This is a genomic window from Bacillus sp. FJAT-25509 (genome assembly GCF_001420605.1).
Taxonomy (GTDB): domain Bacteria; phylum Bacillota; class Bacilli; order Bacillales; family Bacillaceae_G; genus Gottfriedia.
The window spans coordinates 202,406-220,348 of the sequence record NZ_LJIZ01000013.1 but is presented as its reverse complement, the minus strand read 5'-3'; the positions used below and the strand labels follow the sequence as shown (position 1 = coordinate 220,348).

Genomic DNA, 17,943 nt, shown 5'->3' with positions numbered 1-17,943 from the left:
AATCAGTCACTAATAGCATGAACACTAGTGAAAATTTCTTGTCAGCTATATAAATAATTTGTGTCTTTTACATTTGTTAAGCATACCAAAATCATTACGATAACAAATTTTCACAGCACAAAACAAAAAAAGCCCCTAATCAAAGGAGCTCCTTCTCAAACAACATACCAACCCAACCCTAAGGCACCTTCACCAAGATGCGTTCCAATTACTGGGCCAAAATATGAAGTTTCTAATTCAACATTCGGATATGTTTCACTAAGTTGTTGGGCTAATTTTTTTGCATCTTCTTCACGATTTGAGTGAATAACGACTGCTTTCATTTTTTCGCCTTTTGATGCAACTTCGCCAAATAAATCTGTAATTCGTTTCATTGCCTTTTTTTCAGTTCGGATTTTTTCAAAGGCTACAATTTTTTTGTCTACAAATGTTAGAATTGGCTTTACTTGAAGCAAACTTCCTACAAATGCTTGTGCACTAGAAAGTCTTCCACCGCGTTGTAGGTGATCTAAATCAAAAACCATGAAGTAAGCATTTGCAGATTTTTTTATTTCATCTAAACGCTCAATGATTTCAGTTGGTCCAGCACCCTCCTTTGCCATTTTTACAGCCTCAATGACATAAAACCCTTGGACCATGCAGCTAATTTCTGAATCATAAGCGACTACTTCTAAGTTATCAATCATTGAACCAGCTGATACAATACTCTGATATGTTCCACTAATTCCACTTGATAAAGTGATTGCAACAACAGCCTCATATTCTTTTGATAGCTGTTCAAATTTTTCAATTATCGTGCCGTATGCAGGCTGTGAAGTTTTTGGAAGCTCCTTTTGTTCACGGACCTTGAGGAAAAATTGTTCGGCTGTAATTTCTACTTCTTCTTGGTAGGACGCATCTCCGAAGATTACATTAAGGGGCAACATATGTATATCTAAAGAATCTCTTACTTCCTTTGGGATATAAGATGTACTATCTGTAACAATTGCAGTTCTCATTGTCATATCCTTTCTTATTATATATAGTAACGTTTATCTATGTATTTAATGGTTTAATTTTACACAACTAATTAAGTAAAATCATTGTATTTCATTCTCTTTACTCTGAGCCAATTCGACAATTCAGTTAGACTTAGAAAGACTTATTATACTTAAAAGCCTCTTTATTGAAAAGAAAAAGTGGGCATTATTTTATTGATTCCATGTTTCAGACTAAAAGTGTAAAATCAAATTAATTGCACTTTGTCTAAAAAATAAAACAGAGTACCGATCTTCCGATACTCTGTTTTTGCACCTTACTATTTCACTTCAACCCAAGCGTTACGAATTGCCGTTACTACAGCGTGAGTACGATCATTTACTTCTAACTTTTGCAGAATATTACTTACATGGTTTTTGACAGTTTTTTCACTAATGAAGAGAGCTTCACCTATAGCACGGTTACTTTTACCATCTGCTAACATTTGAAGTACTTCACATTCTCTTCTAGTAAGTAAATGTAATGGACGGCGTACTTCTACTTCGCGAGATTTAAATAACTGTTCCTTAAGTGATAGTCTTCTAAATTCTTCTACTAGATTGTGAGTAATCTTCGGATGTAAATAACATCCACCTTTTGTAACGACTTTAATCGCTTCAATTAGTGTATCTGAGTCCATTTCTTTTAATAAATAGCCTCTTGCACCCACCTTTAAGACATGAGTTACATATGATTCATCATCATGAATTGACAAAATGATTACTTTTGCATCAGGATATTTTTCTAGTAATGCTTTTGTAGCAGTTACTCCGTTCATTGTCGGCATGTTTATATCAACAATTAATACATCTACTTGATGTTGATCCATGATACCTACGACCTCTGTACCGTCTGAACCTTCAGCAACAACATCAAAACTCTCTTCAAAATCTAGGATTCTCTTAATTCCTTCACGAAACAGTTTATGATCATCTACAATTGCAATTCTAGTTTTCATTTCATTACTCCTCTGTTTATTTGTTCTAGTTTGCTAATCTATCGAAATTTGTATAAATTGGTATTTTTTTCTAAATTATAGTATATTCTAACATGTTTTACGGGTGGTTTGGACGCAAATATCCAAAAACATGAAATAAAATTTTACTTTTAAAAATTTTCAGACGTTTCATTTTGAAATACCATTTCTAACTCATTCTCTATTTCTACATCTAAAGTAATGCTAATTGTCGTACCTACTTCTAGTATTGATTCGATTTTAAAATCACCATTTAGTAACTCAACGCGTTCTTTCATTCCTATTAATCCAAAAGAGTTTTCGCTTTGGCCATCTTCAACAGGAAAACCAACTCCATCATCCTGTACTAAAACATTAATTTTATTTCTTAAAAACTCTAATCTAACAAAAATTGTTGATGGATTAGCATGCTTACATGCGTTTTGAACTGCCTCTTGGACGATTCTAAAGATCGCAACTTCTATTTTTGAATTAAGTCTTTTTTTGCTTTGACCGCAATATTCAAATTTAATTTCAATATGCTTATACGACTCAAGCGATTTTAAATATTTATTAAGGGCTGGAACTAATCCTAAATTATCTAATGCCACTGGGCGTAGATCGTATATAATTCTTCTTACTTCCCCTAGCGCACAACGGACTTGTTCCTTTATATCACCTAATTCCTTTCTTGCATCCTCTTCTGGTCTTTGGCGATATGTTTTAATTAAAAAATCTGATTGCATTAATATACTAGCCAACGTTTGGGCAGGCCCATCATGTATTTCACGTGATAACTTTATGCGCTCTTCTTCCTGAGCTTGTATCAATTGAAATCCAAATTCTTGTTTTTGTTTTACATCTTCAAGTAAATGACTAACTTGCTTAAAGTCTGTATTAAGGTAGTTTAAAACAATTGAAATACGGGCAACTAACAATTCGGCTTTTTGTAGTTTCTCTAACAAAATCTGAAGTTTATATTCTAATTCTTTTCTACGATGGTTTAGAACTTTTTCTTCTTTTAATGAAAGAAAATGCTGTTCCTGGATATTTTGGGCTGTTTCATATACTGCCTTTACTTGAAATTCAGTATATCTAGTATAATCCCCATCTACTTCAGTTAATTTTTGGCGTGCCGCTCGTGCTAATAAGTCTAATCTAACCGTATTTTCAATCTTCTCTACTACTTGTAATTTTACTTCTTCAAGCTCTACTCTTAATGTCTCGTATTCAGAGCGAGTATCTTCAACAATTCCAAACACATGGGACTTACTATCTATAACAGATGAGAGCATATTATCCATGATTTCGTCTAGTGTCTGATTGTCCATTTTCCTAGCTGTCATTCACCTTTTCCCCCATTAGTCTATTACTAAATGACTAATAAATTTATGTATATTTAATATTATAATGTAATTAGGATTATAATTGTACAAAAATTTGAAATAAGCAAAAATTTTTATATTTTCCGATTCAACCCTTATTTTTCCAATACATATTGGTATTTTATTATATTTTTTAAAAAATACATACCCTTCTATAACATCCTTAACACAATGTTAACAAGTGTTACAAATATATTACGATTGACCCAATAAAAAAGCTGATTCCCGTAAAAGAATCAGCTTTTTGCCTATTTATTGATTGGTACTATTTTCATTTTCAGAACTACTATCTGAATTAATTGTATTAGTTGTATTTTTTGCAGGTGGTTTTTCTAAACCTAAGTGAACACGGAATTTGCTAGTAATTTCGCTTACACTCTCCTCTTCAGGAACATAATAGTAAATACCGTGAATCGTATCGTCGTGACCTTTTAGTTTTATTGTTTCTAAGTCATTTTCAGAGATATTAGGTAAATGCTTCGCAAGTGAAATACCACCGCTCATTTTCATGTTCGTACTAATATTTTTGCTGAACACTTTCGCATATTGATCCATTTTCATGATTGTTTCAGGTGATTTTATTTCATTTAAGATCGCTTTAATTACTTGCTGTTGTCTTTCTTCACGCCCAAAATCACCACGAGGATCACGTTTACGCATACGTGAATACGCTAATGCCTGTTGTCCATCTAAATGCATCATACCTTTTGTAAAGTAAACCTTTTTCCTTGGTGTAGTATCTGTATTTTCCCAGAAGTCAAAAGGTACATCAACATCTATTCCACCAACAGCGTCAACTATGTTTTTAAATCCATTAAAGTCGACAGTAACGTAATAATCAATTGGTACATTTAAGAATTGCTCAACAGTATCAACTGTTAATTGTAAACCGCCATATGAATATGCATGGTTTATTTTAGTTTTATCTGCATGTCCAGGGATACTTACATATGTATCACGAGGAATACTCATTGTTTTAATTGTCTCTTCTTTTGGATTAAAGGTAGCAAGAATCATCGAGTCAGTTCGTCCACCCTTTCCACCAGTTGAATAGTTCTCAATCCCTAAGAAGAGAATCGATATTGGATCTTTCGATATTGCAACTTTTTCATTTCTTAAGTTTGAAGAAATGTCTTCTCCTTTTGTTGCTTTATTTAATTCTAGATATGTTCTAACGCCTTTATATCCTACAAACACTAAGGCTACTACAATGACAAGTAATAATAGCCTACCAATTAAGCCTCTCTTTTTCTTTCTTCTTTTCTTGGCCATTTTTCGAGAATGATTCTGATTCATACGTTCGAAGAGACCTCCTTTAAAGTTAGTATGATTGTTCTATTTGAAATTAGTCAAAAATTCACTATTTATAATAGCTAAACTACTACATGTATTTAACAATACTTTCATTTATATGGCAACTACCATTTGTTAACTCAATCATCCAGTTTTTGAAGATATCTACTTCATCAATCTTAATCCAAAGTTCAAAGCTTACATCTTCCATGTGGTTAACATTTTCTAAATGATAATGTGAGTTACGTAAAGCGAACTCTACTTTACCTAACAATTTATAATTAATCTTTATGTTCATTACTTTTACTAATGAGCGCTCAACAATTCCAACAGCGTTTAACCCTTCACTGACTGCCTGTCCATATGCACGAATTAATCCTCCTGCTCCAAGCTTTTTACCGCCAAAATACCTTGTTACAACAACAACAGTATCTTTTAATCCTCTCTTTTTCAAAACTTCTAACATTGGAACCCCAGCCGTACCACTCGGTTCACCATCATCATTGGCTTTTTGAATTTCATCGTTTTCACCGATTAAATAAGCTGAGCAATTATGGGATGCATCAAAATGCTTTTTTTTAATTTCTGAAATGAATCGTTGCGCATCAACTTCAGTTTTCGCTTCATTTATGTAACAAATAAATTTCGATTTTTCAATCTCAATCTCATGACTACCAAAGCCACAAACCGTGAAATAATTCGCTAGCATTTAACACCTAACCTTTCGACTAAATTAAACAAAAATTTCGACTCACTTCAATATATTACTACAATTATTCATTCCATTCCTTAAAAAACACTAACATTCTTCAAAAGTAAGTATTTACTGACAAGATTTTATACAGTAACATTAGTAATAATGCTTAATTATCTAGTAGGAAACTTTAAGCAACTACAATATGATCAGCCGATTTGATCTAATCATTTCATACAGAAGTATAGTTTTCTTATTCATACGAATTTCAAACTGTCTATCCGCTATGCATAAAAAAATTTATATCATCTACTGCTTCCACATCAAGAGATTTCTACTCAATTTAAATTAAATTTAACCATATTGAAAACTAAGTGATATCCATTTCATCTTTAATCATATCTAGTCATGTCCCCACTAATATTTGTTTTTTCATTTACTATTTAAAGTTTTATACAAAAGTTTATTCGGCTTACGCTTTTTTCGAGGAAGAAGATTATCTAAACGTTCAAAAAATATTAGAATCATATTTCTTCTGCGGTAATAAGTTTAATAATGCGGTGATTAAAACTGCGGTTAATAAGAGCATTTTATTTACCATCATAAAATTAAAAGGGACACTCCACTCTGAAAATTATATATAGTCCTTTATGAGACTTTATAAATTATAAATTGCGTTAACTTAATTCAAAGCCAAATAGAACAGCGATGAAAAGTGCTAAACGAATGTTTGACATAAGTTTAAAAATTTTGGGCAATTACAAAAGAGGGAGTTGATTTTTGGAAGAAAATAAAAATAGGATTACTTATGATTTAAAGTAAGGATAAAAAACCTAAATTTATTCATAATAAATTATAAGGAGAATCATCAAAATATTGTTATTACATACCCAATTACAAAACAAAGGTAATTAAAAGGTAGTAAAATCCTCTTTTGTTCTTATATCAGATGCTTTTATTTAGTTATTTTCTTACAATAACGTATGATAGTGCATTTAAGTATGGAGATATCTATATGGGGTTTTGATTTCTTTGGAAAAGTGCTATTCAAAGCGACGTATTTTTCCACTTACTTTATGCTAAAATAATAATAACTAAAAAGTCGACCTGGACAAAAACTTGATCTATTACTAATTAATGTAATGCCGATTAATAAATCATTCTTGCACACACTACAAGTGTAAGGTACCCTTGTGAACTTTTTATGTGGAGTAATAAGCCTGTAACATAAAATTAATTTGATTTTTTTCTGCGAACATTTATAATTGTTATGATGTTATACAACGTAAACGTTATACATTAGGACATGTTGCAATGCACTTGCAAGGATGGGCCTAAATTATAAACTGGGGTGTTTAAATGGCCTTACAGAATACTCAACAAAAGGTTGAAAGCCGATATTCCATTCAACAACTTGAGTCATTAAAAAAGAAAAGTATTTTTTATTCATTTATAAAAAGAACATTGGATATTGTCTTTGCGTCGCTCGCGTTTGTTATTTCTTTACCATTTGTATTGTTCTTTATTGCTTTAATAAAAATTGATTCTCCTGGCCCTGCTCTTTTCATACAAGAACGAGTTGGATTAAATGGGAAGATTTTTAATATTTATAAGTTAAGAACAATGCGTATGGATGCAGAGATAAATGGACCACAATGGGCTAGTACGGATGATCCTCGCATTACAAAACTTGGTCACTTCCTTCGAAAAACTCGTATCGACGAATTACCGCAGTTTGTCAATGTCTTACGTGGAGATATGAGTCTTGTTGGTCCTAGACCTGAAAGAGCGTTTTTTTTAGTCAAATTTAATCACGAAGTACCAGGCTTCACTAATCGCTTAACAGTCAAACCAGGGTTAACTGGTTGGGCACAAGTGAATGGCGGGTATGAATTAACACCGAAAGAGAAGTTAGTCTTGGATTTACATTATATAGAACATCGATCAATCATTTTGGACATTCGAATTATGTTTAAAACAATTAAAGTTGTCTTGACTGGTGAAGGTGCTCGTTAAGTAATATAAGACAAGTTCAGAATTCTCTTAATTAAAAATAAGAATAATTTAACAAAAGGCCTTTTCTCATTTGGGAAAAGGCCTTTTAATTTCTTTAATAATAAGTTGTATTAATCATTAAATAATTGTTAAGGTAAAAAAACACTTTAAATTCCGAAAATTACCCACAATTTCTGAAGTTTATTAACAATTTGTGGATAACATATAATACTTATCCACAAACCACTTGTTTATAAATTAATACAAGCAGCTAAGAAATATTAAGATACGACAAAATTCTTTCAAAATAAAAAATGTTAAACATTTCTTCCTGTCGATAAATACTAATTTTATTAACAAGTTATCCACATATTAAAAACAAATTGCATTCATCCTAAATAGATTATGAAAAAGCAGATGCTCGTCTCTAATTTATCGAGCATTAGAAATGAAACAATTAATTCAAAGTTTGTAACAAATATATTTACTCTTTCCATAAGAACTTGAAAAATCAAAAAAAAAAACAATGCAATAAGAAAAAACCTTATTGCATCGCTTTTTGCTATTTTATAACTTTAATCGTACGAACACTTTTGTTTCCTGATTTATCAATGACATAAACCTTTAAATACGTGTTTGCTTTCTGTACTTTTATTGACACAGAAAATTTACCACTAGAATTAACGGAGCTTTGACCTATTAATGTACTTCCTCGATAAACCTTCACTGAAGCATTTTTCTCAGCACTTCCTGTTACAGTTTTTGATTTTGAAGTAACATTATTAACAACTGGAAGAGCTGGTGGTGTTTTATCTAATACTTTTAAAGACTTTGTTGCACTTACATTTCCAGCTTTATCCGTAGCAGTTACACTAACTGTCGAACCACTTTTTTGCTTTGAAATTGTAAACTTATAGCTTTTATTTGATGCGGCTGTTGTGCTTTTTTGAAACTTACCATTAATGTATAGTTTAACTGTAGAACCTGCTTCTGCCGTTCCCGTAACAGTAGTTGATTGATCTGAAACTGTACTCATTGTTGGTGTTGTAGGTTTTGTTTTATCAATTGTAAAGGTGATTGTAGTTGTGTTACTTTCCTCATCTTTCACAACTAAAGTGTATTTGCCTTGTTTACTAACTATTTGACCATTTTTAAATCCTGCACCATTTAATAAAGCAGTACCTTCATCAAAGGTAATTTTTACGTCTTTATTATATGAAATATTATTTTTTACCCCAGTTACGATTGGAGCTACAAAATCTTTCTTTTTGGCAATATATGAAGAAGCGATATAACCTGATTTTTTCCCATCAGTTGATTTTACTGGGAACCATACAAAATGATTTAAGCTACTATTTGGTTCAGTGTATTTAAATTCTCCATTAATAACAAATACCTGATTTAAAGGTTGATCTGTATATGAAGATGAAGTATTCGGTTGAGTTCTTAGCTTTGTGCCAGCCATTGTTACTTTAACGATATCGCCTTTTTTCAATAAATAAGCAGACTCATGTAATCCACTTGTCATCGTATAAACCGGCTTATTAAATTTTATACTTTCGTTTAGTTTTGGATCATAAGTAAAATCATCATATGCAAATGGATATTGAGCAAGTTTTGTACTTCCTAATAAACTTTGGTCTTCAATGATGTTAAATACTTTATCTTGATAAGTTTCCAAGTTCCTTATGATTAAATGGTCATCATTTCTTTTTAACGGACTATTCACAGGCATTGTGCCGTTATACGCCATTACAGGAAAATACCAGTTTTCAATAATTTCTCTTCCTGCATCTTTTATTTTTGGTAATGACGATAATTTGTACTTCTGGTCTAAAATATTAACACCAGTTTCAATATTATATACGATGTCACTTTTCAATTTCTCTGTATCAATGTTTGAATCCGTCACTTGCATAATTCCAAATCCATTATCTGTAGAAACAACCGGTTGTCCTTTTTCATCAAATTGTCTCCATGATGATTCTTTCATTGCAATTGATTTTACAACCTCAGGTGGAATATTCTTACTTAATGCTGCATTCGTTAATAAACAGTTAATTTGTTGATTAGATGGATTTACATTTTGTTTAATTGCGCCCATTGGTAAACATTTCGTGGACCAATCCGTTGCTGCTGATGCTTTTCCAGCAACTAAGCCAATGGAAAGCGTCGTTAATAAACCTACTTTTAACATTGTTGATTTCAAAATTTTACTCCTCCCCAATCTAGTTAAATAATTTTCTATTTTTCATTGTAACATATAAACATATTTATCTTAAAAATTGTTACTCAATTAAACTAGTAAAAAAGTGACTCACGAGGAGTCACTTTTTTATTTTAATTCTTGTCTAACATAACTTGAAGATACCCATCCAAAGCTTCCGTCCGCTAATTGGATTTTATACCATTTTTTTGTACTATCCATTGTTAAAGTACCATCTGTATTTGTAACAATACTTACATAAGTATTAAGGTTCAACGTACTAATTATATTGCTTACAGCTGTAGTTGCAGATGAGCGCACGTTTAAAGCATCTGTTGTTCTACCTAAGTTTTTAACAGATAAAGTTTGACTATAGGCATTTAACTTGATACTGTTTGTCCAAAAAACATTTCCATCAATTGATAATTTAATCCAATAATCATTTGTTTTTTCAAGAAGAAGGAAGGCGGTACCAGCTGAGATCGATTTCACTTTAGCCGCATCTCCCTTTGCAGTGTATAGATCAATGTTTCCTTTTGCAACTGCTTGGATATTAGCAGGGAATACATCACTACCAACAGGGGTAGATGGACTGCCCGGAATCGTAGTATTCGGTTGAGCTTTATCATAATACGCTTTATCAAACGGTAGAATTTTTTGCATATGTTGCGCAATCAAATTACCCCAGTTTGGATCAGTCGCGTAATAAAAATTCATCCCTTCACTCGCTGCATCTATTCTTACATTACTCATATCTTTAGTACTAAATCCAAGATATGCACCATGATATTTCCAGTTACTTGGATTTAAATAGGTAGACTTAATTGAGCGTGCAATATACTCTATATTTTCTTGTACACTCATAAATTTGTATGATGCTATGTATGGTGTTGCATCATATGAACCAAAGCCAAATAAGTTATTTTTTCCTAATGAAATTTGAGAAGTACCAAATCCACTTTCATGAATGGCATGTGCTGCTAAATAAAGTGCATTTACACCATATTTATTTCCAGCATTAATAAATAATTGTCCTTGATTAGTCAGTATACTCTTAGCTCCGCTTTTCACATTACTAGCAATATAGGTATTAATTTGCGCAGCAGTTACAGGCGAAGGTGTACGCAGATCGATAAACTGGTAGCTATCTCTTGATGTCATTGGGTCACCAGTCTTTACTTGCTTGATATATGATCCAGATACATATCCCGTTTTACCATTGTAACTAACTTTATACCAATTGTTAGAAGCTTTATCAGTCGCAATTAAAACCATATTAACCGGTATTACTGTAAGTAATGATGAAGAAGCATCATACGTTTGACGCATATTTAATTCTGAAGTCGTAATATACGTCGTATCTGTTATATTAGTTATTGTCACGACATCACTTTTTCCGAAATCCACTGCTTTTACATATCCACTTACACCGTTATAAGTCACACTATACCAATTACCAATTTTTTTGCTAATCGGAATAACTGTATCTTTTGGAATTTGAATAAGCTGTTTTGATGTATTGCCGAACAATTCATATAAATATGTTGCATTAAGTGCTTTATAATTCGTAGTAGTAAGCGTTGTAAAACTATTTGCAGCTACATCTTCACTCTTAACATAAAGATTTTGTCCATTGTAATTAATTCGATACCAGAGCTTCCCTACTACATCTGTTGCTTTTTGAGTTGAGGCAAAGCCATTATCTCCACTAACTGTAGTTACTACAGGTTTAGTTGCATCTGGAGTTGAGTATAAGTTCGTGACTGCTTTTGTAAAATAGTATGCAGTACTTGTTGTTTCATATTTTATTTCATTTACTTTTGTAAAGTTGCTAATATGAACATATCCACTTACACCGTTATAAGTCACACTATACCAATTACCAATTTTTTTGCTAATCAGGATAACTGTATCTTTTGGAATTTGAATAAGCTGTTTTGATGCATTACCGAACGAATCATATAAATATGTTGCATTAAGTGCTTTATATTTCGTAGTGGTAAACGTTGTAAAGCTATTTGCAGTTACATCTTCACTCTTAACATAAAGATTTTGTCCTTTGTAATTAATTCGATACCAGAGCTTCCCTACTACATCTGTTGCTTTTTGAGTTGAAGCAAAGCCATTATCTCCACTAACTGTAGTTACTACAGGTTTAGTTGCATCTGGAGTTGCGTATAAGTTCGTGACTGCTTTCGTAAAATAATATGCAGTACTTGTTGTTTCATATTTTATTTCATTTACTTTTGTAAAGTTATTAATATAAACATATCCCGTTTTACCATTAAGCGTGACGATATACCAGTTACCAACACGTTTTGATGATGAAATAACCGTACCAGCCGGAATACTTGATAGCGCTTTAGATGATATACCATATGTTTGATATAAACTTGTATTTTTAATTGCTTTATATTTTGTTTGGGCAAATGTAGCTACAGCACTTTTCGTAACATCTGCGCTATTTACATACAATGTTTTGCCATTGTAACTAACGCGGAACCATGTTTGGCCAATGCTATTTACAATATTTTGAGTACTATAAAACCCATTATTAACAACTACAGAATATACTGCAGCTTTTTTGGTATCAGGCGTTGGATATAGTTTAGTAGTTTTATTTGTAAAATAATATGCAGTCGCTTGAGTAGTATATTTATAATATTCCTTTAAATAAGTACCACTTACCCAACCAGTTTTTGAACTATAAGTCACTTTGTACCATTTACCATTTCTTTGAGTAGCAGTAATTACTTTTCCTTTTGGAATAGTCAAAATGGACTTATAAGTTGTACCTGCCCCCTGTCTTAAATTTAGATTTGCTGTCGTTTGATACTTCGTTTTAATATTTACGATCGCTGCACTCGCTTTTGATGTTTCCAAACCAATATTAGGACAGGAAATGCTGGAGGTGCCTACTAAGATGCCTGTTGATACCAAAAGTACTCTTCCCATTTTTTTCATGTATCTAACTTTCCTTTCCTACCATTTTTACATTTAAACCGTAGAATAAAACAATCCAATTCTATTAAGCTAGTAAAATTAATAAATTATAAATGTTTTTAAAATGAAATTAACAAAAATTAACACTAAAGTTAAGTATAAGTCATAAAATGTCGGAATTTGAATTGTTTTGTTCAATAATTATATCGGTAAAAAAAGGAAATTGTTTTGTTTTATCGAAACGACAACCATTTTGTAATTAAATTGACACAATTCTAAAAAAAAAGTTAAAAAGTCCATATAGAAGACATTTACTCTTCTCCATGGACTATGGTTTTCCTACAATATTATGTTTAAGTGGGACTAAAATCTCAAAGTACTTTGTTTTTTTCATTACTTTTTGACTATATGTGAAGTCTCCATAACAATATGGATATCTGAAATTTTTCTTATTATTATTACACGTATAAAGCTCAGGATTCGTCTCCACCATCGATAGTGAATACGTTTTAGCAAGTTGATCTGAATGTTTACCACCATGTTTTTTTACAAAATCAATATAGGCAATTCCCATATTGTAACTTTGTATTATGGTTTGTAAATCAACGCCTTGTTTTTTACCATAGGAATATACGTCTTTAAAGTGTGAGACCCCTTGTTGTATGCTTTTTGAAGTATCTTGAATACTATCCTTTGCAAGTCCTAGTGATTCTGAAGCCTGCATTGGATCTTTTCCTTTCCCCTTCGTTTCTTGCATCATTAGACCTAGTAATAAAGGAGTGTATTCTTCTAAATCAGACGCCTTTAATTCAGTATAAACTTGTGTTTCATACTTCAACACGCCTTGGAAATAGTAACGATAGATCGCAAATAACCCAATAATTGACATCAGAAGTGTAAATAAAAGAAGTTTTTTAATAAATTTCCACATTCTATTCTTTTTCATTACCTCCAAACATTTCTCTTTAATACATTATAACGAATATTCCTATTTAAAAAAGCAATGTGCTAAAACTACATATATTTGACATTAAAATGTGAAAAAAGAAATATTTCTTTTAATAAAAACTTAATAAGAATGTCGCCCTTTTAACCCCAGCTTAATATTTGCGGGCTCCTCCAACTCTGAATCTACAAAAAAAGAGTCCAATCTTAATTGGGCTCTTTTCAAGTAATTATCAAATTTTCGTAAAGGGAGTTTAGTGATGTTGATTTCCACTACAGGGTGCACGCTTTCCATGGGGCGAGATTCTTTAGCCTCCTCGGCCAGCCTGCGGGGTCTCAGCCTTCCCGCATATCCCATAGGAGTCGAGCACCCCTTCGTTCCAATCAACTCTTTCATCAAAAAAATGATTATACTAAAAAACTACTCTAATAACTTTTACTAGAGTAACACAATAGCTTGTTAATCAGTTTGTATGTCAATTAAGACCAAACATAACTTATTATAATAATCATTTATACTTGTTTTTATAAAAATTTGTTCTTAAAAATTTTTAACTTCTCAAGAGTAAACAATTACTAGAGTTTGTTGTTATTCTAAAACCGCTCAAACATATTAACATTTAAAACCATTAATGGATCATCAAAGAATGAATTGTATTATCAATAATGTTCACTTAACTTACGTTTGACCATTTTTATTTCATTACCCTAAAAAGAGTCCAACCTAAGGTGGACTCTTTTACTACACTTTACTTTATCTCTTTTACTTCTACTATTCGATCCATTTTCAATTCATCATTTTCTCTTGAGAAGTGGTAAGTAATTTCAAATGATTTCACTTTAGTTTTTCCATTTTTTTCAGTTATCTCATACGTCTCATTTGTTGTAATGATCATACCTGAATCATCTTGCTTTGAATTTTTCATAGAAAAGCTTGTGAGTTTTTGTGTTGTATCTTTTTTCTTAATTTTGTCTTGATATTCCTTAGACTGTAAGAATGCTTGGCCATTTTGATTAAACAATCCGTTAATTAATTGCTTTTCTTCCAAATCAGAAGAAGGCTTAGGACTTGGTAAATACTTATCAAAAAATCGTTTAAGTCCTGCAAAGAATCCATCTTTTTGACCAGTATCGTCCTGCTTTTCAACTGGCGTATCAAACATTAAATCCACATATTTTCCTGTAACTGGAATATCATCTGTTTTAAATAACTCACCATCTTTTTCAATTTCAGCGTGAACTACTGTTTTACCATTTAATAAAAACGGACCAAATCGATCTAGGTCACTTACTTTTTCCCCAGTGTCTTTTCCATTTACAAAAAGTTCTGCATCAGGTTCGTTGGAGTAAATTTGAACATAACTAACATTAAAGGTTAATTCCTGTGATAATTTATTTTTTGTAGCAGAAGAAAAATCTATATCAACTGCATCCTTAACATCACTATAAACACCTTTATATGAAACAGCCAAAGTGTACTTTCCAGGTAAAATTTTGTGATATGTTGTTTCGTATTCGTCTGTTTTCAAGTGTGTAATATGATTATTTAATTTTAAGTCAATGTCGTCAATTGGCGAAGAAATCGTTAACTCGAATGGTTGGGCACTTATTAAATAAGTTTGATAAATCCCTAAAAATTTACTACCCTTTTTAATTGAAAGCACATAATTTCCACGACTATCTATTAATTTACTATTAACCACTTTATTATTTTGAATCATATCGTCTAAATTATCTAATACATCATAGCTATTCAAGTAATCCATAAATGCGATTACTGAGTCTTCATCTAGGGATGCCCCCGTACCGCCTTTTTGTAGCATATGTGTGACTTCTTTAAAATTATTATCTGACACAGCTTTATCAAAAATCTTCACTAATCTTTTAGGCGAATTTAAGTAATTTAATGTTAAATGTGTAATTAATATGACGATTATCGGTATTAAAATAAACATCCATTTTCTATTAAAACTAGGTATTCGTTTATTTCTCATTGTTCGTATACCCGCTCTTGACAAGGAATTTTGTTCTCTAAACTGAGTTTCCATTTATTTTTAACTTCCCCTTAAATTTTCATTCTAAATCATGCTTGTTTTTACTATATAAATTGAATCTAAATAAATACTTAAAAAAGTAAACTATAGTCTATCATACTATTTTTTATTTAAAGGGTAAAAAGAAATTTTTTTAATATTTAGTGGAAGTAATTGGTTTCATTTCTCTTAAATATATGTATGACATCCTCTCTATTTACTTGTTAAACTATAAGGACTGAGAGATAGGAGGAGAAAAAGTGAAGCCGTTAGTTAATCGGAAAGAATCGTTTTATTTTATATTACTTTTAATTATTAGTATTCCAATTTATTTATTACTAATTTTAAGTGTTGTTGGTCTTATTATTTTAGGAATATTAATCGTTTTACCACTCTTTGCCCATTTAATTTACACCGCCCACATACGTATAAATGGTGTTAAGATTACTGAAAAACAATTTCCAGAAGTATATTTGAGAACAAGAGAAATTTCAAAGGAAATGGGCTTTTATTTTCTACCAGATTTTTATGTAATCCAATCTGGAGGATTATTAAATGCTTTTGCTACGCGTTTCTTTGGACGGAATATGATTGTTTTATATTCAGATCTATTCGAAGAGATTGAATCAAACCCAAAAGTAGTTGATTTTGTGATTGCACACGAACTTGCACATATTAAACGAAATCATATTCTGAAACAAGCTTTAGTATTACCTGCAAATTGGGTTCCTTTTTTAGGTTCGGCTTATTCACGTGCATGTGAGTATACAAGTGATCGAATGGCTAGTTATTATATAAATGATTTTGAAGCATCGACTCAAGCACTTACGATGTTAGCAGTTGGACGCAAATATTATCAACGAATTGATCAACGTGAATATTTATTAAATAGTAGCAATGAAAAAGGTTTTTTAATTTGGTTAAGTGAACGATTAATGTCGCATCCAACTTTACCAAAACGTATTAACGCTTTGCATCATTTTAATAATGTAGAAAGCGATATTCTATTTAAAACTCCAAAACGCGTATACGGGATTGCTATAACTGTTTTTGCATTGTCGTTCGGAGTTTTAGTCGGTGCAGGCTTATTAGTAGAAAAAGCGATTCCACTAGCACAATCATTCGTTGATGGTTATTTATCTAAGGAAACACCATTAACGCAAGCAGTACTTGATAACGATGTTGAACAAGTTAAAGAGTTAATTGACGAAGGTGCAGACGTAAATGAATTGAATGATGACTACGAGTCTCCACTTCTCGTAACTTCATATACTGATGAAGACCATCTTAACTTAGAGATGTTAAAATTATTACTTGATAACGGAGCTGATCCTTCTATAGGAGATGCAGATGATTGGACACTCTTACATGCCGCTTCTTCTTTGGGAGACAAGCAAGCAATTGACTTACTACTAAAATACGGAGCAAATATTAACCAGCAAGACAGTTCTGGGGAAACACCTATTTTTGATACAACATATGATGTAGATGATGTAAAAACATTCCAATACCTAATTAAAAAAGGTGCAGACTTATCAATAAAGAACGTGGATGGAATGACAGTAAAAGAAGTAGCAAAGGAAAATGGAGCAACGAAAATCATAAAATGGTTAGCTAATCAAGGAAGCGAGATTAACCTTTAAGACATACTCCTGTAGCTATTTTCTTTTCAAACGCATTGTATTATAACAAATGAAAAAAGCAAAGTTCATTAATCACTGAACTTTGCTTTTTTTAATAGCTTATTAAAAGGAACTGTAGTTATTTTTCTTAAGATTTTTTGTATATCCAACTATTCCCTTGATTTAATTAAATTTAAATTATATTGTTCTACATCATTAAGCTGTCCGCCATATGCTGGATTAGGTTTATACCAAGACTTCGAGCTAAAATAAATCGTCAAATCACTAGATTTAAATACTAAACCGTGCCTAGCATAGATTTCATTTCTGGCTAAACGTAAATCATTTGGAGCTAATTTAATTAGATCTGCATTCGTTAGTTTTCTACTATTACTACCTGGTAAAATATAATCTTTTGATTGCTTTTCTACATCGGTAACTTTTGTTTCCTTAGTAGTTGTTTCTTTAGCTACTTCCTTAGTTTTTGTTTCAGCCGTCTTTTCACTTTTTGTTTCTTTTTTTACATCCTTATCCGCCACTGACTCTGTAGAAGCATTTTTTGGATGAATATTACCTTCGTTCATTATTTTTGGGTAAACATAAAAAATTGCTGTAGCGCCTATTATTAGTACTCCAGCTATTGCGAGTATTAACGAAAAGTATCGTTTACTACTAAAACCATCATCCTTATTCTTAAGTTTTCTATGTTCTGAACGACTTTCAACTTCATTTTCTCCCTTATTAGCCAAATCCTTTCACTCCCCTAATACAGTAATAAATAGATACACTTATCATATTATCTAATCTATTTGCTTAAAATCCAATTATTTTAATAGAAGTTTAATACGTTATTAA

12 protein-coding genes are annotated in these 17,943 nt (G+C 31.5%); 2 read left to right on the top strand and 10 right to left on the bottom strand.

Going from position 1 to position 17,943, the window contains the following annotated elements:
- Positions 1-155: 155 nt before the first annotated feature.
- The 5 genes from AN960_RS08370 to AN960_RS08350 form a co-directional block, all read right to left on the bottom strand.
- A complete protein-coding gene (locus AN960_RS08370) occupies positions 156-998 on the bottom strand; it encodes a DegV family protein (protein ID WP_056469518.1) in 843 nt (280 codons plus the stop codon).
- A gap of 299 nt (positions 999-1,297) precedes the next feature.
- On the bottom strand, positions 1,298-1,975 hold the full coding sequence (locus tag AN960_RS08365) for a response regulator (protein WP_056469515.1): 678 nt from the start codon (positions 1,973-1,975) through the stop codon (positions 1,298-1,300).
- A gap of 149 nt (positions 1,976-2,124) precedes the next feature.
- Positions 2,125-3,318 carry a sensor histidine kinase gene (locus AN960_RS08360; RefSeq protein WP_056469513.1) on the bottom strand — a complete coding sequence of 398 codons (1,194 nt, stop codon included), beginning with the start codon at positions 3,316-3,318 and terminating at the stop codon, positions 2,125-2,127.
- Between the two features lie 291 nt (positions 3,319-3,609).
- The gene (locus AN960_RS08355; RefSeq protein ID WP_056469511.1) at positions 3,610-4,653 is read right to left on the bottom strand and encodes an LCP family protein; all 1,044 of its coding nucleotides are present in this window, start codon (positions 4,651-4,653) and stop codon (positions 3,610-3,612) included.
- Positions 4,654-4,738: 85 nt separating this feature from the next.
- Positions 4,739-5,359, bottom strand: a complete 621-nt coding sequence (locus tag AN960_RS08350) for a YigZ family protein (RefSeq protein WP_056469508.1) — start codon at positions 5,357-5,359, stop codon at positions 4,739-4,741.
- A gap of 1,344 nt (positions 5,360-6,703) precedes the next feature.
- On the opposite strand from AN960_RS08350, the gene AN960_RS08345 reads away from it, so the two are divergent.
- Entirely contained in the window at positions 6,704-7,360 is a 657-nt protein-coding gene (locus AN960_RS08345) for a sugar transferase (RefSeq protein ID WP_056469505.1), read from the top strand.
- 541 nt (positions 7,361-7,901) lie between these two features.
- Here the strand turns inward: AN960_RS08345 and AN960_RS23965 are convergent.
- The 4 genes from AN960_RS23965 to AN960_RS08320 form a co-directional block, all read right to left on the bottom strand.
- Complete coding sequence (locus tag AN960_RS23965) at positions 7,902-9,548, bottom strand: Ig-like domain-containing protein (RefSeq protein WP_082459435.1); 1,647 nt, start codon at positions 9,546-9,548, stop codon at positions 7,902-7,904.
- 126 nt (positions 9,549-9,674) lie between these two features.
- Complete coding sequence (locus AN960_RS08335; protein ID WP_056469502.1) at positions 9,675-12,509, bottom strand: SH3 domain-containing protein; 2,835 nt, start codon at positions 12,507-12,509, stop codon at positions 9,675-9,677.
- Between the two features lie 307 nt (positions 12,510-12,816).
- Positions 12,817-13,434, bottom strand: a complete 618-nt coding sequence (locus tag AN960_RS08330) for a lysozyme family protein (RefSeq protein WP_056469499.1) — start codon at positions 13,432-13,434, stop codon at positions 12,817-12,819.
- A gap of 748 nt (positions 13,435-14,182) precedes the next feature.
- Positions 14,183-15,481, bottom strand: coding sequence for a TcaA 3rd/4th domain-containing protein (locus AN960_RS08320; RefSeq protein ID WP_056469494.1), 1,299 nt, complete (start codon positions 15,479-15,481; stop codon positions 14,183-14,185).
- Between the two features lie 245 nt (positions 15,482-15,726).
- On the opposite strand from AN960_RS08320, the gene AN960_RS08315 reads away from it, so the two are divergent.
- A complete protein-coding gene (locus AN960_RS08315) occupies positions 15,727-17,109 on the top strand; it encodes a M48 family metallopeptidase (RefSeq protein ID WP_056469491.1) in 1,383 nt (460 codons plus the stop codon).
- A 149-nt stretch (positions 17,110-17,258) separates the two neighbouring features.
- On the opposite strand, the gene AN960_RS08310 is transcribed toward AN960_RS08315, so the two are convergent.
- On the bottom strand, positions 17,259-17,837 hold the full coding sequence (locus AN960_RS08310) for a YARHG domain-containing protein (protein WP_056469488.1): 579 nt from the start codon (positions 17,835-17,837) through the stop codon (positions 17,259-17,261).
- Positions 17,838-17,943 lie beyond the last annotated feature (106 nt).

Bases quoted from the DNA above. Each gene is read 5' to 3' on its own strand.
- AN960_RS08320 (WP_056469494.1), bottom strand. From the start codon at position 15,481: ATGGAAACTCAGTTTAGAGAACAAAATTCCTTGTCAAGAGCGGGTATA.
- AN960_RS08370 (WP_056469518.1), bottom strand. From the start codon at position 998: ATGAGAACTGCAATTGTTACAGATAGTACATCTTATATCCCAAAGGAA.
- AN960_RS08350 (WP_056469508.1), bottom strand. From the start codon at position 5,359: ATGCTAGCGAATTATTTCACGGTTTGTGGCTTTGGTAGTCATGAGATT.
- AN960_RS08360 (WP_056469513.1), bottom strand. From the start codon at position 3,318: ATGACAGCTAGGAAAATGGACAATCAGACACTAGACGAAATCATGGAT.
- AN960_RS08335 (WP_056469502.1), bottom strand. From the start codon at position 12,509: ATGAAAAAAATGGGAAGAGTACTTTTGGTATCAACAGGCATCTTAGTA.
- AN960_RS08365 (WP_056469515.1), bottom strand. From the start codon at position 1,975: ATGAAAACTAGAATTGCAATTGTAGATGATCATAAACTGTTTCGTGAA.
- AN960_RS08355 (WP_056469511.1), bottom strand. From the start codon at position 4,653: ATGAATCAGAATCATTCTCGAAAAATGGCCAAGAAAAGAAGAAAGAAA.
- AN960_RS08345 (WP_056469505.1), top strand. From the start codon at position 6,704: ATGGCCTTACAGAATACTCAACAAAAGGTTGAAAGCCGATATTCCATT.
- AN960_RS08330 (WP_056469499.1), bottom strand. From the start codon at position 13,434: ATGAAAAAGAATAGAATGTGGAAATTTATTAAAAAACTTCTTTTATTT.